At 54.2% G+C, this 25,362-nt stretch carries 26 protein-coding genes; 11 read left to right on the top strand and 15 right to left on the bottom strand.

The features are described from left to right. Nucleotides 1-17 precede the first annotated feature (17 nt). Nucleotides 18-935 (bottom strand): LysR substrate-binding domain-containing protein, encoded by a 918-nt coding sequence (locus OGW13_RS14025; protein WP_044257651.1) that lies wholly within the window; start codon nt 933-935, stop codon nt 18-20. A gap of 103 nt (nt 936-1,038) precedes the next feature. On the opposite strand from OGW13_RS14025, the gene OGW13_RS14020 reads away from it, so the two are divergent. Further along, nucleotides 1,039-2,124, top strand: a complete 1,086-nt coding sequence (locus OGW13_RS14020) for a tartrate dehydrogenase (RefSeq protein WP_043000420.1) — start codon at nt 1,039-1,041, stop codon at nt 2,122-2,124. 44 nt (nt 2,125-2,168) lie between these two features. Here the strand turns inward: OGW13_RS14020 and rnd are convergent, their stop codons facing one another. The 5 genes from rnd to yoaA all read right to left on the bottom strand — a co-directional run bounded on the left by rnd (nt 2,169) and on the right by yoaA (nt 8,722). Beyond that, the gene (rnd, locus tag OGW13_RS14015; protein ID WP_081048514.1) at nt 2,169-3,296 is read right to left on the bottom strand and encodes a ribonuclease D; all 1,128 of its coding nucleotides are present in this window, start codon (nt 3,294-3,296) and stop codon (nt 2,169-2,171) included. Between the two features lie 231 nt (nt 3,297-3,527). Further along, nucleotides 3,528-5,213, bottom strand: coding sequence for a long-chain-fatty-acid--CoA ligase FadD (gene fadD / locus OGW13_RS14010; protein WP_061070023.1), 1,686 nt, complete (start codon nt 5,211-5,213; stop codon nt 3,528-3,530). Nucleotides 5,214-5,417: 204 nt separating this feature from the next. Continuing rightward, a complete protein-coding gene (locus OGW13_RS14005) occupies nt 5,418-5,999 on the bottom strand; it encodes a Slp/YeaY family lipoprotein (RefSeq protein ID WP_044264737.1) in 582 nt (193 codons plus the stop codon). 59 nt (nt 6,000-6,058) lie between these two features. Further along, nucleotides 6,059-6,754, bottom strand: coding sequence for a tRNA (adenosine(37)-N6)-threonylcarbamoyltransferase complex dimerization subunit type 1 TsaB (tsaB, locus tag OGW13_RS14000; protein ID WP_061077780.1), 696 nt, complete (start codon nt 6,752-6,754; stop codon nt 6,059-6,061). Nucleotides 6,755-6,811: 57 nt separating this feature from the next. Next, complete coding sequence (gene yoaA, locus OGW13_RS13995) at nt 6,812-8,722, bottom strand: DNA repair helicase YoaA (RefSeq protein WP_287116230.1); 1,911 nt, start codon at nt 8,720-8,722, stop codon at nt 6,812-6,814. A gap of 129 nt (nt 8,723-8,851) precedes the next feature. Here yoaA and OGW13_RS13990 point away from each other — a divergent pair, with 129 nt between their 5' ends. Beyond that, nucleotides 8,852-9,196: a RidA family protein gene (locus tag OGW13_RS13990; protein WP_043000414.1), complete on the top strand. Its 345-nt coding sequence runs from the start codon at nt 8,852-8,854 to the stop codon at nt 9,194-9,196. A 7-nt stretch (nt 9,197-9,203) separates the two neighbouring features. On the opposite strand, the gene OGW13_RS13985 is transcribed toward OGW13_RS13990, so the two are convergent. Then, the gene (locus OGW13_RS13985) at nt 9,204-9,383 is read right to left on the bottom strand and encodes a YoaH family protein (RefSeq protein WP_043000413.1); all 180 of its coding nucleotides are present in this window, start codon (nt 9,381-9,383) and stop codon (nt 9,204-9,206) included. Between the two features lie 73 nt (nt 9,384-9,456). On the opposite strand from OGW13_RS13985, the gene pabB reads away from it, so the two are divergent. The 4 genes from pabB to pdeD all read left to right on the top strand — a co-directional run bounded on the left by pabB (nt 9,457) and on the right by pdeD (nt 14,700). Continuing rightward, nucleotides 9,457-10,818 carry an aminodeoxychorismate synthase component 1 gene (pabB, locus tag OGW13_RS13980; protein ID WP_287116229.1) on the top strand — a complete coding sequence of 454 codons (1,362 nt, stop codon included), beginning with the start codon at nt 9,457-9,459 and terminating at the stop codon, nt 10,816-10,818. A 3-nt stretch (nt 10,819-10,821) separates the two neighbouring features. After that, nucleotides 10,822-11,400 carry a CoA pyrophosphatase gene (locus OGW13_RS13975; protein ID WP_043000411.1) on the top strand — a complete coding sequence of 193 codons (579 nt, stop codon included), beginning with the start codon at nt 10,822-10,824 and terminating at the stop codon, nt 11,398-11,400. A 185-nt stretch (nt 11,401-11,585) separates the two neighbouring features. Continuing rightward, complete coding sequence (gene sdaA / locus OGW13_RS13970) at nt 11,586-12,950, top strand: L-serine ammonia-lyase (protein WP_044257644.1); 1,365 nt, start codon at nt 11,586-11,588, stop codon at nt 12,948-12,950. 151 nt (nt 12,951-13,101) lie between these two features. After that, complete coding sequence (gene pdeD, locus OGW13_RS13965; RefSeq protein ID WP_287116228.1) at nt 13,102-14,700, top strand: cyclic di-3',5'-guanosine monophosphate phosphodiesterase PdeD; 1,599 nt, start codon at nt 13,102-13,104, stop codon at nt 14,698-14,700. A gap of 6 nt (nt 14,701-14,706) precedes the next feature. On the opposite strand, the gene yoaE is transcribed toward pdeD, so the two are convergent. Further along, nucleotides 14,707-16,266, bottom strand: coding sequence for a CNNM family cation transport protein YoaE (gene yoaE, locus OGW13_RS13960; protein ID WP_043000408.1), 1,560 nt, complete (start codon nt 16,264-16,266; stop codon nt 14,707-14,709). Continuing rightward, nucleotides 16,254-16,337 (bottom strand): hypothetical protein, encoded by an 84-nt coding sequence (locus tag OGW13_RS25890; protein WP_371192182.1) that lies wholly within the window; start codon nt 16,335-16,337, stop codon nt 16,254-16,256. Before OGW13_RS25890 ends, yoaE begins: the two co-directional genes overlap by 13 nt. A gap of 371 nt (nt 16,338-16,708) precedes the next feature. On the opposite strand from OGW13_RS25890, the gene manX reads away from it, so the two are divergent. The 5 genes from manX to mntP all read left to right on the top strand — a co-directional run bounded on the left by manX (nt 16,709) and on the right by mntP (nt 20,904). Then, the gene (gene manX, locus OGW13_RS13955; protein WP_200050087.1) at nt 16,709-17,677 is read left to right on the top strand and encodes a PTS mannose transporter subunit IIAB; all 969 of its coding nucleotides are present in this window, start codon (nt 16,709-16,711) and stop codon (nt 17,675-17,677) included. Between the two features lie 58 nt (nt 17,678-17,735). Then, a complete protein-coding gene (locus tag OGW13_RS13950; protein ID WP_042318487.1) occupies nt 17,736-18,536 on the top strand; it encodes a PTS mannose/fructose/sorbose transporter subunit IIC in 801 nt (266 codons plus the stop codon). Nucleotides 18,537-18,548: 12 nt separating this feature from the next. Then, the gene (locus tag OGW13_RS13945; protein WP_287116227.1) at nt 18,549-19,400 is read left to right on the top strand and encodes a PTS mannose transporter subunit IID; all 852 of its coding nucleotides are present in this window, start codon (nt 18,549-18,551) and stop codon (nt 19,398-19,400) included. A gap of 61 nt (nt 19,401-19,461) precedes the next feature. After that, nucleotides 19,462-19,920, top strand: a complete 459-nt coding sequence (locus tag OGW13_RS13940) for a DUF986 family protein (protein WP_061070018.1) — start codon at nt 19,462-19,464, stop codon at nt 19,918-19,920. Between the two features lie 417 nt (nt 19,921-20,337). Beyond that, entirely contained in the window at nt 20,338-20,904 is a 567-nt protein-coding gene (gene mntP, locus OGW13_RS13935; protein WP_044264752.1) for a manganese efflux pump MntP, read from the top strand. On the opposite strand, the gene rlmA is transcribed toward mntP, so the two are convergent. The 6 genes from rlmA to mgrB all read right to left on the bottom strand — a co-directional run bounded on the left by rlmA (nt 20,901) and on the right by mgrB (nt 25,267). After that, the gene (rlmA, locus tag OGW13_RS13930; RefSeq protein ID WP_044264753.1) at nt 20,901-21,710 is read right to left on the bottom strand and encodes a 23S rRNA (guanine(745)-N(1))-methyltransferase; all 810 of its coding nucleotides are present in this window, start codon (nt 21,708-21,710) and stop codon (nt 20,901-20,903) included. The two genes, mntP and rlmA, sit on opposite strands and share 4 nt — an antisense overlap. Before the next feature lie 63 nt (nt 21,711-21,773). Then, nucleotides 21,774-23,519 carry a peptidoglycan DD-transpeptidase FtsI2/PBP3(PARA) gene (gene ftsI2 / locus OGW13_RS13925; RefSeq protein WP_109740317.1) on the bottom strand — a complete coding sequence of 582 codons (1,746 nt, stop codon included), beginning with the start codon at nt 23,517-23,519 and terminating at the stop codon, nt 21,774-21,776. Between the two features lie 220 nt (nt 23,520-23,739). Further along, complete coding sequence (cspE, locus tag OGW13_RS13920) at nt 23,740-23,949, bottom strand: transcription antiterminator/RNA stability regulator CspE (RefSeq protein WP_001062678.1); 210 nt, start codon at nt 23,947-23,949, stop codon at nt 23,740-23,742. Nucleotides 23,950-23,961: 12 nt separating this feature from the next. After that, a complete protein-coding gene (locus tag OGW13_RS13915) occupies nt 23,962-24,105 on the bottom strand; it encodes a DUF2627 domain-containing protein (protein WP_043000402.1) in 144 nt (47 codons plus the stop codon). Between the two features lie 656 nt (nt 24,106-24,761). Further along, nucleotides 24,762-25,049 (bottom strand): YebO family protein, encoded by a 288-nt coding sequence (locus OGW13_RS13910; RefSeq protein WP_287116226.1) that lies wholly within the window; start codon nt 25,047-25,049, stop codon nt 24,762-24,764. A 74-nt stretch (nt 25,050-25,123) separates the two neighbouring features. Then, complete coding sequence (mgrB, locus tag OGW13_RS13905) at nt 25,124-25,267, bottom strand: PhoP/PhoQ regulatory lipoprotein MgrB (RefSeq protein WP_042318479.1); 144 nt, start codon at nt 25,265-25,267, stop codon at nt 25,124-25,126. Between the last annotated feature and the right edge of the window lie 95 nt (nt 25,268-25,362).

Raw genomic sequence — 25,362 nt, 5'->3', positions numbered from 1 at the left:
AGCGCTTATCCCCCGCTTTATTTCAGTGAGAATGCCGGATAGCGCTCGGCAAAATAGTGGCGTAAGAATTCCACCGTAATACGCACTTTGGCTGACGTCGCCAGTCGCGAAACATACACCGCCCAGATATTGGCCGGTTGGTAATACTCCGGCAGGACATGCACCAGATGACCGCTGGCAATGTTATCGCAGACATCCCACCAGGAGCGCAGCGCAATCCCCTGTCCGTCCAGACACCACTGATGCACAATCTCACCATGATTCGATGACAGCGGCCCGGTCACCTTAATGGCGTGCTCCCCCTCTTTATTCTGCAATTGCCAGATCCCAAAGGGATGGTCACGCTCTTTGATCACTAAGCAGGAACAGGTAGCAAGATCGGCAAGCTGTTTTGGCGTACCGTGCTGTGCCAGGAACGACGGCGATGCACAAAGGATTCGGTAGTTCGTTCCCAGCTTGCGGGCGATCAAATTTGGCGCAATGTCGTCGCCAATACGGATATCGAGATCGACACCTTCATTGGCTAAATCCACCAGCCGGTCTTCCACATCAAAGCGCAACTCCAGTTGCGGATACTGTCTTGCCAGGGCGGACAGCGCAGGAGCCACCACCTGTCGACCAAAACCAAAACTACTGATGATGCGCAGCATCCCTTGCGGAACCTGCCGGACATCAGAGAGTTCATCCATCATCTGATCGACATCATGCAGAATACGCTGCGCCCATTCATAGATGCGCTCACCCTCTTCCGTAATGGTGACGCGACGCGTGGTGCGGTGCAGCAGAACCACATTCAGGTTCTGTTCAAGCAGCGCAATGCGTTTACTGACATAGGCGGGTGAGACCCCCAGTTCCTGGGCGACGGCAGCGAATCCCGCCCGACGGGCGACCAGCATAAAGACGCGTAAATCAGTCAGCAGAGGAGGATTATTCATGATCTGTGTTTTATGTTTCACCAGTTAGGGAGATTAACTGTGGATCAGTCAATTATAGGATAAGGAGGAAGTCAATTTTGCTACCCTACAAGTGAGAACTGGTATGAAAAAAACCTGTCGTATTGCCGCCATTGCTGGTGATGGCATCGGTAAGGAAGTGCTGCCAGAAGGCATTCGCGTTTTGCAGGCCGCCGCCAGACGTTGGGATCTGTCGCTCAGCGTTGAGACGTTCGAATGGGCCAGTTGCGATTATTACCTTGAGCACGGGAAAATGATGCCGGATGACTGGCGCGAACAGTTATCCTCCTTTGACGCCATTTACTTTGGCGCCGTCGGCTGGCCGGAGACGGTTCCGGACCATATTTCCCTGTGGGGGTCGCTGCTGAAATTCCGTCGGGAATTCGATCAGTATGTGAACCTGCGCCCGGTTCGCCTCTTCCCCGGCGTGCCCTGCCCGCTGGCCGGCAAGAAGCCTGGCGATATTGATTTCTACGTCGTGCGTGAAAACACTGAAGGGGAATACTCTTCACTGGGCGGACATATCAACCCAGGCACTGAGCATGAAGTGGTCATCCAGGAGTCCGTTTTCACCCGTCGGGGCGTGGATCGTATTCTGCGCTATGCGTTTGAATTAGCCCAAAGCCGCCCGCGTAAGACGCTGACGTCGGCGACCAAATCCAATGGTCTGGCAATCAGTATGCCGTTCTGGGATACACGCGTAGAAGCCATGGCGCAGCACTACCCCGATATCCGCTGGGACAAGCAGCACATTGATATTCTTTGCGCCCGTTTTGTGATGCAGCCGGAGCGCTTCGATGTGGTGGTCGCCTCGAATCTGTTTGGCGACATTCTTTCCGATCTCGGTCCGGCCTGTACCGGCACCATTGGCATTGCCCCCTCGGCTAACCTGAACCCTGAGCGTAACTTCCCCTCGTTGTTCGAACCGGTACATGGTTCCGCACCGGATATTTATGGCAAAAACCTCGCCAATCCGATTGCGACCATCTGGGCGGGGGCGATGATGCTGGATTTCCTCGGTGCAGGAGAAGCGAAGTACACCGCCGCGCATGACGGAATTCTGGCAGCGATTGAGCACGTCATTGCCACTGGCCCTAAAACGCCGGATCTGAAAGGTAGCGCATCGACGCAGCAGGTCGGTGATGCCATTTGTAAGGTGTTAGAGTCGTAAAACCATCGTGCCGGATGCCGCTAATGACATCCGGCAACAGCCGCTTATTGCGGGTATTCCTGCAGTAGTGTATTGAGCTTCGTCGCCATTAACGCCGCACGCCAGCCGGAAATGAGTTCAGGTTCCGTTGTCTGCGGCTTTAACTTCCAGTGCCAGTTGAGCAGCTGGTTGATCTGACGACGTGACGCCAGCAGCTCTGCGCTGACCTGATGTTCCGTACTCACTTCCGTCACCAGCGCCTTGATCGCCTTAAACGCTTTGCGATAACCCGGCATATCCATCAGATTCAGCAGCGGTTCCGGCAGCGCCTCTTCCGGCAACGCCTGCGCTTTGGCAACCAGCGAGAGCAGCGTTTTGCCGTGGAAGCGAATTTCACTGCCAGAAAGCCCCAGGCTGTCGAGTTCGCCCATGCTGCCGGGCATGTAGCGCGCCACGGACCACAGGTGCTCTTCGCGAACCACGAAGTTAACAGCCAGATCGCGCTCACGCGCTTTACGCAGACGCCAGTCGGCAAGCAGTTGCAGGCAGGCCAGTTGACGCGTGCGTAGCTGCCAGGCGTTGGTGATCTCGCGCCAGGCATCTTCCGGTGCCAGGATCTCCTGACGACGGGTTTGCATCAGACGACACTCATCCAGCGCCGCAGGCAACCAGCCCGCCGCCTCGGTTTCCGCCATCAGTTTCCCGGCAATCGGTAACAGATACCAGACGTCGGCTGCCGCGTATTCGCACTGGCGCTCAGTCAGTGGACGCGCCAGCCAGTCGGTACGTGACTCGCTCTTATCCAGCGCCACGCCGGTGTACTCTTCCACCATTGATGCAAAACCCCACGACAGGGGACGACCACAAAATGCCGCCAGGATTTGGGTATCGATCAGCGGCTGCGGCAGTTCGCCAAACGCATTCAGAAAGACTTCCAGATCTTCACTGCCCGCGTGCAAAAACTTGGTGATGGCGGTATCGCGCAGAATCGCTTTCAGCGGCGACCAGTCGCTAATGCCATGCGGATCAATCAGCGCGACATGTTCGCCGTCAAACAGCTGAATCAGGCCCAGTTGCGGATAATAGGTGCGGGTACGAACAAATTCGGTATCCAGGGCAATCGCAGGAAACGCACGGACCGCTTCGCACAGGGTCGCCAGCGCGTCGTCAGTGGTGATCATTTGGTAATTCAAATTGCATTCTCTTCGGTTTACGCCAAAAAAAACGCCGGATTCACCCGGCGTCAGATTGCTGACAAAGAAGAAAAAAGCGTGGTTTTTCCTTCTTTGTGGTTATCAGCCGAAAATCAATAAATTGATTTTCCTGGTTTTTAATAAGGTGATCTCGGCTTGTCCGGTATCGGCATAAGGTTCGCGATCACTCTCACGCCGGATTCACCCGGCGTTTGACGTGTTGCTTAACGCTCAGCCCTTATTGTCCACTTTGGCACGGGCTTCGTCACGTAATTCTCGACGTAAAATTTTGCCGACGTTTGATTTCGGCAGTTCATCGCGGAATTCAACCAGTTTCGGGACTTTATAGCCCGTGAGCTGACGGCGGCAGAAAGTGACCAGCGCCTCTTCGGTGAGTGAAGCCTCTTTTTTCACCACAAAAATCTTCACCGCTTCGCCGCTGCTGCCGGACGGAACACCAACGGCAGCCACTTCCAGCACGCCCGGATGCTGCATCACCACATCTTCGATCTCGTTCGGATAAACGTTAAAGCCGGAGACCAGAATCATATCTTTCTTACGATCGACAATGCGCAGGAAGCCTTCATCGTCCATGACTGCGATATCACCGGTGTGTAGCCAGCCGTCTTTGATGATTTCATCGGTCGCGTCCGGACGCTGCCAGTAGCCCAGCATCACCTGCGGCCCTTTCACGCACAGTTCACCCGGCTGATCCGGCGACACTTCGTTGTCGTCATCGTCCACCAGTTTGGCTTCGGTCGATGGCACTGGCAGGCCGATGCTGCCGCTGTGATAATCAATATCGTGCGGGTTAACGCTGACCAGCGGCGCGCATTCGGTCAGGCCATACCCTTCAAGCAGATACTGTCCTGTCAGTTTTACCCAGCGTTCTGCCACCGCCTGTTGCACTGGCATGCCGCCGCCCGCAGAAAGATGCAACGAAGAGAAATCCAGTTGCTGGAACTCTTTATTGTTCAGCAAGGCGTTAAACAAAGTGTTCACGCCGGTCATCGCGGTAAACGGATACTTCGCCAGCTCTTTAACCAGCCCCGGAATGTCGCGCGGGTTGGTGATCAGCAGGTTCTGCCCTCCCAGCTCGATAAACAGCAGGCAGTTCATGGTCAGGGCAAAAATGTGGTACAGCGGCAACGCGGTCACCACCAGTTCTTTACCCGGATGCAAAAGCGGTCCGTAAGTGGCTTTCACCTGCTCCAGGTTAGCCAGCATATTGCGGTGCGTCAGCATCGCCCCTTTCGCCACTCCGGTCGTTCCGCCGGTGTACTGTAAAAACGCCAGGTCCTCAGAAACCACTTCCGGTTTAACATACTGCATACGGTACCCGGCGTGCAGCGCACTGCGAAAAGAGATCGCATCCGGCAGATGATATTTCGGTACCAGTCGTTTGATGTACTTCACTACGAAGTTCACCAGCGTGCCTTTAGCCGTGGAAAGCTGATCGCCCATACGGGTCAGAATGACGTGCTTCACGCTGGTTTTGTCTACCACCTTTTCCAGGGTATGGGCAAAGTTGGAGACAATTACAATCGCCGCCGCGCCGCTGTCGTTTAACTGATGCTCCAGTTCACGCGGGGTATAAAGCGGGTTGACGTTCACCACAATCATCCCGGCACGCAAAATGCCAAACAGCGCCACCGGATATTGCAGCAGGTTTGGCATCATCAGCGCGACGCGGTCGCCCTTTTTCAGCCCCAGCCCCTGTTGCAGGTAAGCTGAGAAGGCGCGGCTACGCTCCTCCAGCTTGCGGAAGGTCATTACCTCCCCCATGTTCATAAACGCGGGCTGATCGGCATAACGCGCGACAGCATGTTCAAACAGTTCCACCAGGGATTGATAACGGTCAGGATTGATCTCCGCAGGCACATCTGCGGGGTAACGGTTTAACCAAACCTTCTTCACTGCATCACCTCTAAAATGAGTGTTCGTCGTCATCTCAACCCCAGATAATAAACAAGCCGTTAACATAATATTAACTCAGCGTACCAGTTTATTAATTACTCAACTGAAAGGTTGCGAAGCGCGTCACTATTTATTTTTGTTATGACGTTAATAAAACAGAAACAGCGGACCAGCCGCTGTTTCTTTTACTGATAATACAACGCGTTACTCTGTGACGATCGTTTGAACCTGTGCAGGACCTGGGTTGTACCATCCCCAACCGCCATAGCCATACGGCCAGCCTCTCCCGCCGTAGAACCACGGGTCGATCGGTTGTGGTGGCATCACCACCTGCTGGGCAAGCCGCCAGCGTTTGTAGCCCGTCACGTCCATAGTCATGAATTTGTACGGCGTGCTACCCACTTTACCTTCAACGGTACCCGTAATTGGCCCAACGACGGTCACCAGTTGCCCCCGGAAATCAACCGGGTCGAGGAAGCCATTCACATTGGCGTATATACGACCACGCGACGGTTCGCCCAGAATCGGCCGCGCCCCGCTATCGAGCGGAACAGTGGCAATTTCCAGACGGGTTTTTCCCTGCTGGTTTTGAATCTCCACCACTTTACCGCCAAAGCGCGCTTCCTGTCCGACATACAGCTGCGGGGCATTCATCACCCGCACCAGATCGTCCTGCGGCGTGGGGCTGGAGCCCTTAATCGCCTCCGGAACCGTGACGCACCCGCTTAACATTAGGGCGATGGCGCCCGCGAGCAGGCCTTTCACAACTTGTTTTTGAACCGCCATACTGCGACTCCTTTTCTCAAACGGCTAACCCGATGTTTTACGGGTCATACTACTGAGATTCACTCTTTTCCGGGAAGTTTCTTCCAGGCCACGTTGTTACGTAAATAAACCGGTTCCGCGTGTTCGACCGCCACGGTTTTACCGTCAGCCAACATCTGGCAGGCGATCGGCAACATATCTTCCGCGGCGGGCAGCAGGACGTCACCGTCGCGCAGCGCCAGTCCGCTCTCTTTGCCAAGTTCAGGCCAGGCAGGCCAGCCCGTCCCGACAGTCACCCATTCGCCGGAAAGCTGTTGTAAGCGCTCGGTGACCTGCTCAGGCTTCAACACGGCCTCGGTTTCTTCACCGTGCCAGACGCCCTTTTCATCACGCTGATACTCGGCCCAGTAGACCTCGCCCATTCGCGCATCAATGGCCGCCAGAACGCGAGTCGCGCCGGTTTTACGCCATGCGCCCTGCGCCATTGTCGCCAGCGTGGAGACGCCGATCATCGGCAGGCCAGCACCTAACGCCAGCCCCTGGGCGATGCCAATTCCGATGCGCACGCCAGTAAAACTGCCCGGCCCGCGCCCGTAGGCCAGCGCATTGAGTTCAGTCAGAGAGGTGCCGTTAGCGGCAAGGATATCCTGCACCATCGGCAGGATGCGTTGAGTATGTTCTCGTGGGCAAAGCTCAAAATGAGCAGAGTGAGTACCGTCGTTCCACAGCGCCACAGAACAGGCTTCTGTGGCGGTATCGATAGCCAGAATTCGCATGAGTCTTCGTGCTTAGATCAATAAAATGGCCCGCATCTTACCATACTCCGTAACAAATTACTCGGAGGATGGTATTGCGAGGAATCGCACAGCACGGGCGATATCCCGGGTGCGCGGCGCCGGCGGCAGGCTGGCAAGAAACGTCGCGCCATAAGGTCGCATCACCAGTCGATTGTCACAAATCACCAACACGCCACGGTCATCGGCATCACGGATCAAACGACCGACGCCCTGCTTCAGCGTAATCACCGCGTCGGGCAGTTGCACCTCATCAAACGGATCGCCGCCACGTAAACGACAGTCTTCCATCCGTGCCTTCAGTAGCGGATCGTCTGGCGATGTAAACGGCAGTTTGTCGATGATCACCAGCGACAGCGTATCGCCGCGCACGTCCACCCCTTCCCAGAAGCTGCTGGTCGCCACCAGCAATGCGTTACCCGCGCTGACGAACTGTTGCAGCAGTTGGCCTTTGCTGGTTTCACCCTGCAACAGCACCGGAAGCGTCATGGTAGCGCGGAACTGCTCCGCCAGATCGCGCATCATCGCATGCGAGGTACAGAGCATAAAGCAGCGTCCGTTGTTCGCTTCGATGATCGGTCTTAACATTGCCGCCAGCTGTCGCGCCGCGCCCGGTTGATTGGTTTGTGGCAGATTACGCGGCACACAGAGCAGGGCTTGGCGGGTGTAATCAAACGGACTCGGCAACAGCATTGATTCCGCTTCTTCAATCCCCAGACGCGCCGTAAAGTGATGCAGGTCATCATTCACCGACAGCGTTGCCGAGGTGAAAATCCAGCTTCCTGGCTTCTGCGCCATCACCTCTTTGAACTTGTCCGCCACCGTCAGCGGGGTCAGCGCGAGGGTAAAATTGCGCGAGGTACATTCGTACCAGTAGCTATAACCGGGCTGGTTGATCTCTTTCAACCGTTTGAGACGTGCGCGATACAACGTAGCGCGCTCAAACGCGGCATCAAGCAACGCCGAACGTCCAAGGGATAATTTCGCCACGTCGTAACACAGCTCCAGCGTATCATCGAGCAGTAAAAACGCGCGCTGCACCCGCTGATCGGCCAGCAGTTCACGCAGGTTGCCGCGATATCCCGGCTCACCCAGTTGCAAGCGGAAATCCTGCGCGCTTTGCGCCAGACGGTCGGCGCATTTCTGTAACTGCTGGGTGTCTTTCAGCTCGGTACGATAGGCAATGGTGATGTCCTTCGCCAAATCCATTAGCTGACGACTGGAGAGCGACTGGCCAAAATACTGGCTGGCGATGTCCGGTAGCTGATGAGCTTCATCGAAAATCATCACCTCCGCCTCCGGGATCAGCTCACCGAAACCGCTCTCTTTGACCACCATATCGGCCAGAAACAGGTGATGGTTCACCACTACCACGTCCGCGTCCATCGCCTTTTTACGTGCTTTCACCACAAAACAGTCTTTATACAACAGGCAGTCGCTGCCGAGGCAGTTGTCGTTGGTGCTAGTGACCAGCGGCCAGGCCTGAGAATCCTCGGCTACGCTGACACAGGTACTAATGTCGCCATCTTCGGTCTGATTCGACCACGAGCGCAGCAGGATCACATCGCTTAAGGTCTGAACAGGCAGATCGCCGCCCGCCAGCGCCTGCTGTTCAAGGCGCTCCAGGCATAAATAGTTTGAACGTCCTTTCAACAGGGCCAGCCTTCCGGTGTACTTCAGCGCTTTAGCCACCGTTGGCAGATCGCGGCTGTATAGCTGATCCTGCAACGCCTTCGAACCGGTCGAGATAATCACTTTCTTTTTTGCGCGCAGCGCCGGTGCCAGATAGGCGTAGGTTTTCCCTGTCCCCGTTCCGGCCTCTACCACCAGAGGCTGTGATTTTTGGATGGACTGAGCGACGGCCATCGCCATCTGCCGCTGTGGTTCGCGCGGTTTGAAACCCGGTATCGCTTTAGCCAGTTGACCTTCTGGTGCAAAATCGTCCGTCACACTACCCCCTGTTGATTTGAACAGGGATTATGTCAGGCCGCAGCGGCTTACGCCAGTTGAAGAGGTGACGCCGCCCTGACAATATGGCAGTCTTGCCATTTTATGCAGAACGTAAAAGAGGAAGGCTTTATGACAATCATCCGTATTGATGCCGAAGATCGTTGGTCTGACGTGGTGATCCACAACAACACGCTCTACTACACTGGCGTACCAGCAAACCTTGATGCCGATGCCTTCGAGCAGACCGCCAACACGCTGGCACAGATTGACGCCGCGCTGGAACAGCAAGGCAGCAACAAGTCACGCATTCTTGATGCCACCATTTTCCTTGCCGATAAGCATGATTTCGCAGCGATGAACAAAGCCTGGGACGCCTGGGTTGTGGCCGGTCATGCGCCAGTACGCTGCACGGTTCAGGCTGGATTAATGAACCCGAAATATAAAGTTGAGATTAAAATCGTCGCCGCGGTGTAAGCCGGGGCTACTCGTCTTCGTCTTCAAAACGCGCCACAATCCGCTCACCGGTATGGGTGGCGCGCAGCTCTTCGGCCACCAGCGCAATCGCCTGACCGCTGCTCATACCCTGTGACATCAGTTCCTGAATACGCTCAACCGCTTTCTGTTGCTGTTCGTGACTGAGTGAAGGTAAACCTGCAAACATCGATAACTCCTGCTAAATTGTCTGCGCTAATTATTTCATGCAACCCGGAACATAGCCAGCACAGTCAGGATCAATGAAGACGTTATCTCCCGCTATTATCACGCTCCCCTGGCGTCAGGACGCCGCCGAACAGTATTTCGCGCCAATAAGCCATCTGCCGTGGGCAATGCTGCTGCATTCCGGTCACGCGGATCACCCGCATAGCCGTTTTGACATTGTGGTAGCCGATCCGCTTTGCACCGTGAAAACGCACGGCGAAACCACGCAGATTTGCGATGCGCAAGGCTGTCGTCTTACTCATGACGATCCGCTGGCTGTACTGCAAAGCGCACTGACCGCGCTGAATCTTCAGCCGCCAGTGAACGCCGATTTACCGTTCCAGGGTGGCGCGCTGGGGTTATTTGGCTACGATCTGGGACGCCGCTTCGAATCTTTGCCCAGCTATGCCCGGCAGGATATCGCGCTGGCGGACATGGCGATAGGCCTCTACGACTGGGCGCTGATTGTCGATCATCAGCGCCAGACCGTGAGCTTACTCAGCCACACGGACGCCCACGCCAGACTCGCCTGGCTGGAAAGCCAGCAACCTCCTGCGCGTGTGCCGTTCAGGTTAACCACCGACTGGCAATCGAACATGACGCGTGAGCAATACGGCGAAAAATTCCGCCAGGTGCAGGCGTATCTGCACAGTGGCGACTGCTATCAGGTCAATCTGGCCCAGCGTTTTCAGGCGTCTTATCAGGGCGATGAGTGGCTGGCCTTCGCGCGGCTCAATCAGGCGAACCGCGCCCCGTTCAGCGCGTTTTTACGCCTGGATGACGGCGCCATTCTGAGCCTGTCGCCTGAACGGTTTATTCTTCTGGCTGATGGCGACATTCAGACCCGCCCCATTAAGGGCACCCTGCCGCGATTGCCGCAGGAAGAGGCAGACCGGAAACAGGCGCAGAAACTGGCGAACTCAGCAAAGGATCGGGCGGAAAACGTAATGATTGTCGATCTGATGCGCAACGACATTGGTCGCGTGGCGGTACCGGGCTCGGTGAAGGTGCCGGAACTGTTCGTGGTTGAACCCTTCCCGGCGGTGCATCATCTGGTCAGCACCGTGATCGCGCGGTTACCCCCCACGCGGCATGCCAGTGACCTGCTCCGCGCCGCGTTTCCGGGCGGCTCGATTACCGGGGCACCGAAAGTGCGCGCCATGGAAATTATTGATGAGCTGGAACCCCACCGTCGTAACGCCTGGTGCGGCAGCATCGGTTATCTGAGCGTCTGCGGCAATATGGATACCAGCATTACCATCCGCACCCTGACCGCCGTGAACGGTCAACTGTACTGTTCCGCTGGCGGCGGTATTGTTGCCGATAGCGAGGAACAGGCGGAATATCAGGAAACCTTTGATAAAGTGAATCGTATCCTGCAACAACTGGAGAACTGAAACGTGGAAAACAAGAGCCTGACGCTGGATGATTTTCTATCGCGCTTCCAACTTTTGCGCCCGCAGATTAATCGCGAGTCGCTGAACCTGCGCCAGGCCGCCGTGCTCATTCCCGTGGTTCGCCGCCCCCAGCCAGGGCTGCTTTTGACCCAGCGTTCGGTGCATTTACGCAAACACGCCGGGCAGGTGGCCTTCCCCGGCGGCGCGGTTGACAGCACCGACGCCTCTCTCATCGCCGCCGCGCTGCGTGAAGCCGAAGAAGAAGTGGCAATCCCGCCAGAAGCCGTTGATGTGATCGGCGTGCTGCCGCCGGTGGACAGCGTGACCGGCTTCCAGGTCACGCCGGTAGTGGGCATTATTCCGCCTAATCTGCCTTACCGCGCCAGCGAAGACGAGGTTTCCGCCGTCTTTGAAATGCCGCTGGCGCAGGCGCTGCATTTAGGCCGCTATCACCCGCTGGATGTCTGGCGTCGCGGGGATTCGCATCGCGTGTGGCTTTCCTGGTATGAGCATTATTTCGTCTGGGGAATGACCGCCGGAATTATTCGTGAACTGGCGCTACAAATTGGTGTGAAGCCCTGACTATACTTATCTTTACGCGCAGAAGACACAACCTGAAACTCCCGTCACAACATTAGTAAAAACGCGGTTACCCATTAGTTTAATTCATGTGAATAGTTAAGCCGATCCCCGCGTTCCCTCTTACACTATGCGCAGTTATTACATCGTTTCTGGAAGTTTCCAGTCACCCTGTCAGGAGTATTATCGTGATTAGTCTATTCGACATGTTTAAGGTGGGGATTGGTCCCTCATCTTCCCATACTGTAGGGCCTATGAAGGCGGGTAAACAGTTCGTCGATGACCTGGTCGAAAAAGGATTACTGGATAGCGTTACTCGTGTTGCCGTCGACGTGTATGGTTCACTGTCGCTCACGGGTAAAGGTCACCACACCGATATCGCCATTATTATGGGTCTGGCAGGCAATGAGCCAGCCACCGTGGATATTGATAGTATCCCAGGTTTCATCCGCGACGTAGAGGCGCGCGGTCGCCTGCTGCTGGCGCACGGTCAGCACGAAGTGGATTTCCCCCAAAACGACGGCATGCGTTTTCATAACGGCAACCTGCCGCTGCACGAAAACGGCATGCAGATCCATGCCTATAACGGCGATGCCGTCGTTTACAGCAAAACCTACTACTCCATCGGCGGCGGTTTTATCGTCGATGAAGAGCACTTTGGTCAGGATGCGGCAAATGAGGTAAGCGTTCCTTATCCGTTCAAATCCGCAACCGAGTTGCTGGAGTATTGCAACAACACTGGCCTGTCCCTTTCCGGACTGGCGATGCAGAACGAACTGGCCTTGCACGACAAAAAAGAGATTGAAGAATACTTCGGTCACGTCTGGCAGACCATGCAGGCCTGTATCGATCGCGGTATGAATACCGAAGGCGTGTTGCCGGGTCCACTGCGCGTTCCGCGTCGCGCCTCTGCGCTGCGTCGGATGTTGGTTTCCAGCGATAAGCTCTCTAACGACCCGATGAATGTGATCGACTGGGTGAACATGTTCGCCCTCGCGGTCAACGAAGAGAACGCGGCAGGCGGTCGGGTGGTCACCGCGCCAACCAATGGCGCGTGCGGTATCGTGCCAGCCGTTCTGGCCTACTACGATCACTTTATTGAGTCCGTCAGTCCCGATATTTATACCCGCTACTTCCTGGCGGCAGGCGCCATCGGCGCGTTGTATAAGATGAATGCCTCGATTTCGGGAGCGGAAGTCGGCTGTCAGGGCGAAGTAGGCGTGGCTTGCTCAATGGCGGCGGCCGGTCTTGCGGAACTGCTGGGCGCGAGCCCGGAGCAGGTGTGTGTCGCCGCTGAAATTGGCATGGAGCATAACCTGGGGCTGACCTGCGACCCGGTTGCCGGTCAGGTGCAGGTACCGTGCATTGAACGTAATGCAATTGCCTCTGTAAAAGCGATCAATGCCGCACGGATGGCGATGCGTCGTACCAGCGCACCGCGCGTCTCACTGGATAAAGTCATCGAAACGATGTACGAAACCGGTAAGGATATGAACGCCAAATACCGCGAAACCTCACGCGGTGGTCTGGCGATTAAAGTTCAGTGTGACTAAATACTTCAGCAAGCGACGCTAATACTTTTTCCTCGCCCATCTGCAACGGATGGGCGAAATTTTGCCCCCTTTCTCGTCTGCTCGCCAATTCCCCACTACACTTGCTCTGTTACGGTTGGCTTTTGTGGCTGACGGTTATCAGGCGGCCCGCATGCAGACAGCACAACGGATCATAAAAAAATATCGTCGCAAACGTTTTATCCTGTGCATACTTTGCGCGCTCATTACGCTCATCCTGACCCTGGGCGTCCGATTTATTTCACAGCGCAATTTAAATCACCACCACACCGTTACCTTTGCCTCCAGGGCGGTCGCCACGCTCGATGAAGTACTGCGTCCGTTGCAGAATGGTCGCGATATCCTGTTACCACTGATTGGCCTTCCCTGCTCCGTTACGCATCTCCCGCTGCGCAAACAGGCTGCCAGACTGCAAACGGTACGCGCAATTGCCCTGGTCCAGCGCGGCATACTGTACTGTTCCAGCGTCTTTGGCTATCGCAATATCCCGGTTCATCAGCTTCAGCCCGACCTCCCTACCGCAAACGCGCAACTGCTGTTGTCCACCGATCCACTGCTGATTAAAGGCAGCCCGATTCTCGTCCAGTGGTACCCGGCCTCTCCCGACGGTAAGGACGGAATACTGGAGATTATCAATATCGACCTGCTTACCAGGCTGCTGCTGGAACCGCGTAAGCCGCAGATTACCGCTGCCAGCCTGACAGTCGGCAACCGACATTTAATTTACGGGAGCGGCGTAGTACAGCGCCTGCCTGCGCTCAACGATGAGCAACGCTATCAACTCACCTCACAGCACTATCCCTTTACTATTAGCGTGACCGGGCCAGCAGCAGAAGCGCTGGCGTTCAAAGCCCTGCCCGCGCAGCTGCCGCTGGCATTATTGCTCAGTCTGCTGGTGGGCTATCTGGCGTGGCTGGCCACCGCCAGTCGAATGAGTTTTTCCTGGGAGATTAACCTCGCGCTGGCACAGCGCGAATTTGAGCTTTTTTGCCAGCCGCTACTGAACGGGCGGACCGGACAGTGCATGGGGGTGGAGATCCTGCTGCGCTGGAATAATCCACGTCAGGGGTGGATTTCACCGGACGTCTTTATCCCGATTGCCGAAGAGCATCACCAGATCGCACCACTGACGCGTTATGTGCTAGCGGAAACCATTCGGCAACGTCATTTTTTCCCCATGAGCAGCCAGTTTCATATTGGTATTAATGTCGCTGCCAGCCATTTTCAGCAGGGTGAATTGCTAAAAGATCTCGATCAGTACTGGTTCAGTCAGCAGCCCATTCAGCAATTGGTGATAGAACTGACCGAGCGGGATGCGCTGCAGGATGTTGATTACCGAATCGTTCACGCGTTGCAACGGCAAAACATCAAGCTGGCGATCGATGATTTTGGAACCGGCAACAGTTCGTTGTCATGGCTGGAAAAGTTGCGCCCTGACATTCTGAAAATTGATAAGTCCTTTACCCATGCGATTGGTACTGATGCGGTCAATTCAACGGTGACCGACATCATCATCGCCCTTGGGCAACGACTAAATATCGAACTGGTCGCGGAGGGAGTTGAAACGCAGGAGCAGGCGCAGCATCTGCGTCGCCACGGTGTGGATTTACTGCAGGGATTTTTATTTGCGAAGCCGATGCCGCTGCGCGATTTTCCGCAGTGGCTGGCGGGCAGTAACCCGCCGCCGCCCAGGCATAACGGACGCATCGCGCCCGTTATGCCCCTGCGTTAGAGAGGATTATTCCTCTTCTTCTTGCGCAGGTTGTTCTTTAACAATTCGCACCAGATCCACGCGGTAGTCATTAGCGTCGACAATGGTAATGCTCAGCGGAGGAACCTCGATCACATCGCCCGTACGGGGAATGTGACCCTTAGCCGCAATCACCAGTCCCGCGACCGTGGCGATGTCTTCGTCTTCATCAACCAGGTTATCCACCGCCAGCGCCTGTTGCAGGGCATGCAGATCGGTGCCGCCTTTGACTAACCAGCCTTCGCCGTCAACGGTAATTTCCGGCGTTTCATCAGCATCCGGGAACTCACCGGCAATGGCTTCAAGGACATCCAGTGGCGTAACCAGCCCCTGCACCACGCCAAATTCGTTGGTGACGATAACAAAGCTACCGCGTGCACGACGCAGGACACCCAACAGGTTGATAGGGTCCAGCGTTTCCGGCACCACGATAGCCGGTGTAGCCGACGCAATAGCCGCGACGTCAACGCCCTCTTCCAGCGCCACCAGCAGCTCTTTCGCCCGCACGATACCGATGATCTCATCCAGTTCGCCACGACACACCGGGAACAGGCTGTGCGGCGAGGAGAGCAACTGCTCGCGGATCTCATCAACGCTCAGATTAGCATCCACCCAGCTGATTTCACCGCGCGGAGTCATGATGCCGCGCAGCGAGCGCTGTGCCAGCGTCAGCACGCCGTTAATCATATAGCGTTCTTCTTCCGCAAATGCTCCTTCCGGGATCGGAACGGCGGCCTGGCTGTCGGATTCATGCGCTACTGCCGCCTGACGTTTACCCCCCATCAGACGCAGGATCGCGTCAGCCGTGCGCGCACGCAGCGGCAGTGTTGACTGATGGCGAATAAAGTTGCGACGCGCAATCTGGTTAAACACTTCGATAATGATCGAGAAGCCAATTGCGGCGTACAGGTAGCCTTTCGGAATATGGAAACCAAAACCTTCGGCGACCAGGCTCAGACCAATCATCAGCAGGAAGCTCAGACAGAGCACCACCACCGTCGGATGTTGGTTGACGAAACGCGTCAGCGGCTTGGATGCCAGCAGCATCACCGCCATCGCGATCACAACCGCCGCCATCATCACAGGCAGATGGTTCACCATACCGACGGCAGTAATCACCGCATCCAGCGAGAATACCGCATCCAGGATAACGATCTGCGTCACGACAACCCAGAAACTGGCATAACCTTTACCATGCCCGGAATCGTGTTCGCGGTTTTCCAGCCGTTCATGAAGTTCCGTCGTGGCTTTAAACAACAGGAAGATACCCCCCAGCAGCATGATCAGATCGCGACCGGAGAAAGTGAAATCCATGACGGTGAACAGCGGTTGGGTCAGGGTGACCATCCACGAAATAATAGACAGCAAGGCCAGACGCATCACGAGCGCCAGGGATAAACCAATCAGACGCGCTTTGTCACGCTGCTTCGGCGGCAGCTTATCCGCAAGAATCGCAATAAAAACCAGGTTATCGATACCCAGGACAATTTCCAGGACGACAAGCGTGAGCAAACCCGCCCAAATCGAGGGGTCCATTAAGAATTCCATGACAAGCTCCTGCTTAAGGAATGGTTAACAGGCGATAAAACACAGTGCAGATAAAACGTGTGGCAAGACATGCCAGACTGGCAGGCGCGATGCGGCCTGAAAGTGAAATGACGTCGGTGACGATCCATACAGCGGGCTAGTGCCCTATACTCCTGGTTAGTTAAACAGAACGTAAACATAACAGAGGCAACCTGTTTTTGGCAAAGATTTACCTTCCTTTGCAAAGTGTTGTAACAGGGATATTTTACTCTACGAAATTTCTCATTGCCGAAAACTAAATTACGGATCTTCATCACATAAAATATTTTTTTCGATATCTAAAATAATTCAAGGACATCATATGTTTTTCATTGTAACCCTTATCTGAATCGATTCTGTTGCGGACGGCGATTCAAATACATCTCTCACGTTGATGTGTTAACGATAATAAAGGAGGTAGCAAGTGACCATTGCTATTGTTATAGGCACACATGGTTGGGCTGCAGAGCAGTTACTCAAGACAGCAGAAATGCTGTTAGGCGAGCAGGAAAACGTCGGCTGGATCGATTTCGTGCCCGGCGAAAATGCCGAAACGCTGATTGAAAAGTACAACGCTCAGTTGGCAAAACTCGATACCAGTAACGGCGTGCTGTTTCTCGTCGATACATGGGGAGGCAGTCCGTTCAACGCTGCCAGCCGCATTGTCGTCGACAAAGAACAGCATGAAGTGATTGCCGGGGTGAACATCCCTATGCTGGTCGAAACGCTGATGGCGCGTGACGACAACCCAAGCTTCGATGAACTGGTCGCGCTGGCAGTTGAAACCGGTCGCGAAGGCGTGAAAGCGCTGAAAGCGAAACCGGTGGAAAAAGCCGCCCCTGCCCCCGTCGCAACGGCCCCCAAAGCCGCGGCCCCGGCAAAACCAATGGGACCGAACGATTATATGCAAATCGGTCTTGCCCGTATTGATGACCGTTTGATCCATGGTCAGGTGGCTACCCGCTGGACCAAAGAAACCAACGTGACCCGCATTATCGTAGTCAGCGATGAAGTGGCGGCAGACACCGTGCGTAAAACGCTGTTGACGCAGGTGGCGCCTCCTGGCGTGACCGCTCACGTGGTGGATGTTGCCAAGATGATTCGCGTTTACAACAACCCGAAATACGCGGGCGAACGTGTAATGCTGCTGTTCACCAATCCGACCGATGTTGAACGCATTGTCGAAGGCGGCGTAAAAATCACCTCCGTAAACATTGGCGGCATGGCTTTCCGTCAGGGTAAAACGCAGGTCAACAACGCCATCTCTGTCGATGAGAAAGACATCGAAGCCTTTAACAAACTTAATGCCCGCGGTATTGAGCTTGAGGCGCGTAAAGTGTCAACCGATCAGAAACTGAAAATGATGGATTTGATTGCCAAAGTGGGCAAGTAACCCCTGGCATTGAATGAGCTTTCACACTTAAGGCTGTTATAGCAATAGGAGAAGTACAATGGAGATTACCACTCTTCAGATTGTGCTGGTGTTCATCGTCGCATGTATCGCGGGTATGGAGTCGGTACTCGATGAATTTCAGTTCCACCGCCCACTGGTGGCCTGTACGCTGATTGGTGCCGTTCTCGGGGATATGAAAACCGGTATTATCATCGGTGGTACCCTGGAAATGATCGCCCTTGGCTGGATGAACATCGGTGCTGCCGTTGCACCTGATGCCGCACTGGCGTCCATTATCTCTACCGTTCTGGTTATTGCGGGTCACCAAAGCATCGGTGCCGGTATCGCGCTGGCGATTCCGCTGGCTGCAGCAGGCCAGGTTCTGACGATCATCGTTCGTACTATCACCGTGGCATTCCAGCACGCGGCGGATAAAGCGGCGGAAAACGGTAACCTGACAGCGCTCTCCTGGCTGCATGTCTCTTCCCTGTTCCTGCAGGCGATGCGTATCGCTATCCCGGCGGTTATCGTTGCGATTTCCGTAGGCACCAGCGAAGTTCAGGGCATGCTGAATGCGATTCCGGAAGTGGTGACTGGCGGTCTGAACATCGCCGGTGGCATGATCGTTGTGGTCGGTTACGCGATGGTTATCAACATGATGCGTGCAGGCTACCTGATGCCGTTCTTCTACCTCGGCTTCGTGACTGCGGCATTTACTAACTTCAACCTGGTTGCTCTGGGTGTGATTGGTGCGGTCATGGCCATCCTCTACATCCAACTGAGCCCGAAATATAACCGCGTGGCGGGTGCACCAGCACAGGCTGCGGGTGACAACTCCCTCGATAACGAACTGGACTAGCAGGTGAGCGAAATGGTTGATATGACTAAAACTACCACTGAGAAAAAACTCACACAGAGTGACATTCGTGGCGTGTTCATTCGTTCTAACCTGTTTCAGGGTTCATGGAACTTCGAACGTATGCAGGCGCTGGGTTTCTGCTTCTCCATGGTACCGGCTATCCGTCGCCTGTATCCAGAGAACAACGATGCGCGTAAGCAAGCCATCAAGCGTCACCTGGAATTCTTTAACACCCATCCGTATATAGCCGCGCCGGTGCTCGGCGTAACGCTGGCGATGGAAGAACAGCGTGCTAACGGCGCAGAAATTGACGATGGTGCCATTAACGGTATCAAAGTCGGTCTGATGGGCCCGTTGGCAGGCGTGGGCGACCCGATTTTCTGGGGTACTGTGCGTCCGGTATTCGCCGCGTTAGGTGCGGGTATCGCGATGAGCGGCAGCCTGCTCGGTCCCTTGCTGTTCTTCATTCTGTTCAACGCAGTCCGTCTGCTGACCCGTTACTACGGTGTCGCCTACGGTTATCGCAAAGGTGTCGATATCGTTAAAGATATGGGCGGCGGATTCCTGCAAAAACTGACTGAGGGGGCGTCAATCCTCGGCCTGTTTGTCATGGGGGCGTTGGTGAACAAGTGGACGCATGTAAACATCCCGCTGGTGGTTTCAACTATCACCGGTCAGGATGGGCAGACACGTGTTACCACCGTACAGACCATTCTCGACCAGTTGATGCCGGGTCTGGTTCCGCTGCTGCTGACCTTCGCCTGTATGTGGCTGCTGCGTAAGAAAGTCAACCCACTGTGGATTATCGTTGGCTTCTTTGTCATCGGTATCGCGGGTTATGCGCTCGGCCTGTTGGGTCTGTAAGACTGTAGTACACTACCGGGGCCTATAAGGCCCCTTTTTTTATCTGGAGGAACAAGGCTCAATGACTATCACGGACCTGGTGCTGGTTTTCTTTATTGCCGCGTTACTGGCTTATGCCATTTACGATCAGTTCATCATGCCACGCCGCAATGGCCCGACTTTGCTTGCGATTCCCCTGCTGCGCCGAAGCCGCGTCGACAGCATCATCTTCATTGGCCTCATCGCAATTCTTATCTACAACAATGTCACCAGCCATGGGGCAATCATCACCACCTGGTTATTATGTGCTCTGGCCTTAATGGGGTTTTATATTTTCTGGATCCGGGTCCCTAAGATCCTCTTCAAACAGGATGGATTTTTCTTCGCCAACGTCTGGATAGAATATAACCGCATTAAAGCGATGAATTTATCGGAAGATGGTGTTCTGGTGATGCAATTAGAGCAACGGCGTCTGCTTATTCGTGTACGGAATATCGACGATCTGGAAAAGATATATAAACTTCTCGTTTCCTATCAGTAAGTTAGAGATATAGCCTGGGCTTTATTTTTCGCAATTTACTTGCAGTTAAAAACATAGCTAAGGCTATAATACGACAGCGCAAATGTTATTTATTTTAACGTTCTATCTACCAATAAACCCAAATGAAAATCGTTTTCAACTAGAGATCAAATAATATTTCTCCGTTGTTGTTTTATATTCTCAAAATATGTTAAGGTTGCGCCGTCATTTGGGGAGTAGCCGATTTCCAGACTCCGGAAATGTACGTGTCAACATACTCGTTGCAAAACGTGGCACGTACGGACTGAAATCTCTTTCAGTCAGGCGAGACCATAGGCACATCAACTGCTATGCATACTGTATGAACCCCGGGTTCAGGTGTGCATGTTTACTGGGGGCAGTGGTGTGTTTTATGGAAACCCCGGTCAGGACGCTGTCATGAATATCACCGCCACTATTATTCTCGCTTTTGGCATGTCGATGGATGCTTTTGCCGCATCAATTGGCAAAGGCGCTACCCTGCATAAACCCAAATTCTCTGAAGCCCTGCGTACCGGTTTAATCTTTGGCGCAGTTGAAACATTAACGCCGCTAATCGGCTGGGCGCTCGGTATGTTAGCCAGCAAATTCGTGCTGGAATGGAATCACTGGATTGCTTTCATCCTGCTGGTCTTTCTGGGCGGACGAATGATCATTGAGGGATTTCGCGGCGCGGATAATGAAGATGATGAACCACTGCGCCGTCACGGTTTCTGGTTACTGGTCACCACCGCTATCGCCACTAGCCTCGACGCTATGGCGGTCGGCGTGGGTCTGGCGTTCTTACAGGTCAATATTATCGCGACGGCACTGGCTATTGGCTGTGCCACGCTTATCATGTCCACACTGGGGATGATGATTGGTCGCTTCATTGGCCCGCTGCTTGGCAAACGGGCTGAAATTCTGGGCGGGGTGGTACTGATCGGTATCGGCGTCCAGATCCTCTGGACGCACTTTCACGGTTAATCCGCACGCTGCCAGAGGTGAAGACGAAAATCTGTCTGGCAGTTAAACACTTCTGTACTTGCCAGACGTTCCCAGACCTCCGGCTTTGCCCGCCAGGCAAAAGGCGTCATCTGCAATAACGCTACCGCTTCCTTTCCGTTCAGGCGCATCGGATACGCCAGTGCGATATCCTCCAGCAGGGTGAACCCTTCCAGTTGCTCAGCATGCGGCGCATGGAGTCGGACCTCATCGTAAATCAACCCTTTCAGCTCCATTAAATGGCGCGGTCCCGGCGTTGCCGTCATCACCCACCCCTGCGGTTTGACCACGCGCGCCAGCTCTTGCGCTTTACACGGCGCGTAAATCCGCACAATGGCGTCCTGGCTTGCATCTGCAAACGGCAAACGATGGCTTGAGGCGACGCAGAATGTTACCTGCGGATAGCGTCTGGCCGCCGCTTTAATAGCCACTTTCGCCACGTCCAGTCCATAGGTGGTCGCCGTCGGCAACGCACCGGCAAAGGCATGAGTGTAATACCCTTCCCCACAGCCGATATCAAGAATCGAGGTTGCCGACGCGTCGAGACGCGCGGAAAGCTGCTCAACAATAGCATCACGCAAGGGTTGATAATGTCCGGCATCCAGAAACGCACGCCGTGCCTGCATCATCTCCGCGCTGTCGCCCGGATCGCGTGAACGCTTATGCTGTACCGGCAACAGGTTAACGTATCCCTCTTTTGCCACATCAAACTGATGCCGCTGCGGACAGATAAAACTGTTATTAACGTGCGCAAGGGGCTGGTGACAAAGTGGACAGGAAAACGACATAACAACTCCGGCAGGTAAATTCAGGGCGCAAGTGTAACGCGATTTACGCCCCGGGAGAATCACTTAGCGCGTGGAGTGTGTCGGCGAATTGCTCTGCATCACCAGCAAATGGCTGGAGTCGGCGGGCATCCCATCCGGTTTGACGTTTTCCAGTCGCAGCACATCGCCCATTATCTGGCTGAAAACCGGTGCCGACACCGCGCCACCGTAATAGGCCCCGTTCTGCGGATCGTTGATCACTACCACCAGCGCAAACTTCGGGTTGCTTGCCGGTGCCACCCCTGCGGTGTAAGCCACATATTTATCAATGTATTTACCGTCAGCGCCGATCTTCTTCGCCGTCCCGGTTTTAACCGCCACGCGATAATCCCGGACCGCCGCCTTCGTCCCACCGCCCCCCGGCAGGGCGACGCTTTCCATCATGTGCGCCACCTGTCTGACCAGCGCTTCCGACATGACACGCTTGCCGATAACGGGCGGGTCGATGCGCGTGATAGAGAGTGGTCGGTACAGGCCAAAACTGCCAATCGTGGCATAGACGTGCGCCAGTTGCAGCGGCGTCACCATCAGGCCGTAGCCAAAGGCAAAGGTCGCGCGATCCAGATCGCTCCAGTAACGACGTTGCGGCATCACCCCCTGGCTCTCACCGGTGAGTCCCAGCCCCGTGGGTTGACCAAAGCCAAAGCGGCGATAGGTATCGACGACACGCTGGACGGGCATTGCTAATGAAAGATGCGAAACCCCGGTGTCACTCGATTTTTGCAAAATGCCGGTCAGCGTCAGTTCCGGATAAAAGCCCACATCGCGAATCCGATGCCCGTCGAGGTAAAACGGATGCGTGTCGATCACGCTATCAGGCTGGACAATCCCTTGCTCAAGCGCCGTCATGATAACCAGCGGTTTCACCGTCGAGCCCGGCTCGAAAGTATCGCTAATCGCACGATTGCGAAAATCATCAAGCACCGCACCATCACGATTGTTCGGGTTAAAATCGGGGAAGCTGGCCATCGCCAGGATCTCGCCAGTGGCAACGTTCACCAGCACGGCGGCGCCGGATTCCGCTTTGTTCCAGCTAACCGCATTGTCCAGCGCATCCTCGGTGACGGTCTGCAGCCGCTCATCAATGCTGAGTTGTAGTTCATGCGCCGGCACAGGATTAACTTCCGTGATGTTTTCAATCACGTGACCGAATTTATCTTTGCGGACCAGGCGGCAGCCCGGCTTTCCGATTAACTGTGCGTTAAAACTTTTCTCAACCCCTTCAATGCCCTGCCCGTCGATATTGGTGAAACCAATCAGATTCGCCGCGACATGTCCTGCCGGATAAAAGCGCCGGGACTCTTCGCGCAAATTGATGCCGGGCAGGTTCAGCTTATCGATCCACTGCGCCTGTTGAGGAGAGACCTGACGCGCAAGATAGATAAACCTTGCCGACGGATCGTGGTTAACGCGCGCCGCCAGGTTCGTGAGTGAAAGATGTAGCGTGTTGGCCAGCGCCTGCCAGCGTTCGTTGTCGCCTACGCCTCCTTTGCTCAATAACGTGTGGGGGTCAGCCCACACCGCATTCACCGGTACGCTGACCGCCAATGGTCGCCCCTGCCGATCGGTGATCATTCCACGCGGCGATGCCGTGGTGACTTCACGCAATGAGCGCATATCTTCTTGTTTGACCAGACGGTCGGGTTCAACAATCTGCAACCAGGCAACGCGCCCTAGCAACAGTCCCAGGCTCAGCAATATGGCGATACAAAGCAGCGCAAAACGCAGCGGTGTGAAACTTCGCACCGTACCATCATTTTTCTTTTTCACCTGTTCTCCGGCAAACATGATATTCAGGTGACTGATTTAACGGGAATAACGGCGGGAAAGCGGTGAAAACTATGCTAATAACATCACGGCTTTGCAACAAAGCGCTAACGGAGGAGGCATTCAGACATACTTTGAAGGAAGATGAATGAAAAAGCCCCGCATCAGCGAGGCTTTAAATCTGAGGTTGATGCGCAGATGCGCTTCAAATCAGTGGTGTCGATCAGATAGCTGTTACGTTAACAGCAGCCGGACCTTTCTGGCCGTCCTGAATTTCGAACTCAACGTTCTGGCCTTCAGCCAGAGTTTTGAAGCCATTACCCTGGATAGCGGAGAAGTGTACGAACACGTCTTTGCTGCCATCAGCCGGAGTAATAAAGCCAAAACCTTTAGACTCGTTGAACCACTTAACTTGACCTTTAATCTTTGCCATTTGCAAAATTCCTTAGAGTGTTTTCTTCGCCCGCAGGCATAACATAGATAAAACTGAGACATTACTGCTTGAGGCACTAATATAAGGCTCGGCAGAGAAGCGGTATTCAACGACAACGTGTTTACTCAGGACTTCTTTACTGAAAATGCCACACATAAACAGAACTGTACCTCGTTTAACCCAAAACGTGTTATCACATACAACGTTAATTATGGCAAGCCATTTTTAAACGTGTCTCGATCGGTCGCACAAATCTCGCCAGTCGATACAGAGTATCTGCACAGTTATGCGTCAATCCTCAAGCCGATATATTCCCGCGCGCTCGCTGAGCCCTTACCAGACCCGCAGCGCGGCGGGATCTTTTCAACCATAGCTCAATAATTTCGCGACTTCCAGATCGTTGCGATGTCAAAACGTAGCAATCTGCGGTTATCACAAATTCTGCTTTGTTATGCATAATTTGTTTCAACGCAAAATGGCCCGATATCATAATAACGCCACATTTCGCTCCATCTTGATATCTACTGTTCTTATGCACTCATTTAATGAAAGAATGATGACAATGCACAAAAATAGTGAAAGAAACGTTTCGCTTATTATAAAGCCGATCATTCTCACAAAACGGGGAAGATCACATTATTAACGTATGGAAAAATATAATTACGTGTGTGCTGGCAATAACTCGCACAATGACACAAGAAGGAACGGATATAGCGAAGCGGCATGCGACTGCACTAATAGGGTGCAGGATAACAAACCAGGAAGGAAAGACTGGCGAGACGCCAGCCCCTTCGCTTCCTGTTACACGAGGATTAACGTTCTGCGACCAGACGGATGATATCCTCATCCTCTTGCGGGTCATTAGCCTTAGGCGATGCCTCTGCCACTTTTTCCGGCTCGTTCGCTTCACAGAGACGACGCAATAGTGCATTTTGTCGCCTCTGCTGGTCTAACAACGCTTCAAGCAGCTCAATCTGCTCATTGGTTCGCGAGCTCGCACGGTTGATAAAGAACCACAGCACCAGCCCAACAACCAGAACCCCCACCGATACAATCAACGACGCAAAATTAAGCACGCCGGAATTCAGGACTTCGTTCATTTCACCACCTCAATGTAGACGCGCCATTTTACCACCGCGCCACAGGAAGGAAATCAACGGATGAAAAAATGATCTCACCAGGGGATAAATTTATTGATGGCGCAAATTCCGCTGAAAAATTGTACATCCTGGTCACACATGATGTTGAACACCTGGGCCCACAGCAGCAGACACACAAGCACTACCACCACCAGAATTATCCATCGAAACTTTTTCACTCCACTCTCCGCATCAACATCTTATGCCACCAAATTATCATGCGTATCTTAAACCAGGACTAACTACAGCAGACATTCGCGATTTTTTAAGAATC

It is taken from the genome of Citrobacter sp. Ca225, assembly GCF_030337175.1.
GTDB classification, from domain to species: domain Bacteria; phylum Pseudomonadota; class Gammaproteobacteria; order Enterobacterales; family Enterobacteriaceae; genus Citrobacter_A; species Citrobacter_A amalonaticus.
Note: the sequence above shows the minus strand (reverse complement) of the source record. Positions and strands in the feature narration are given on the sequence as shown.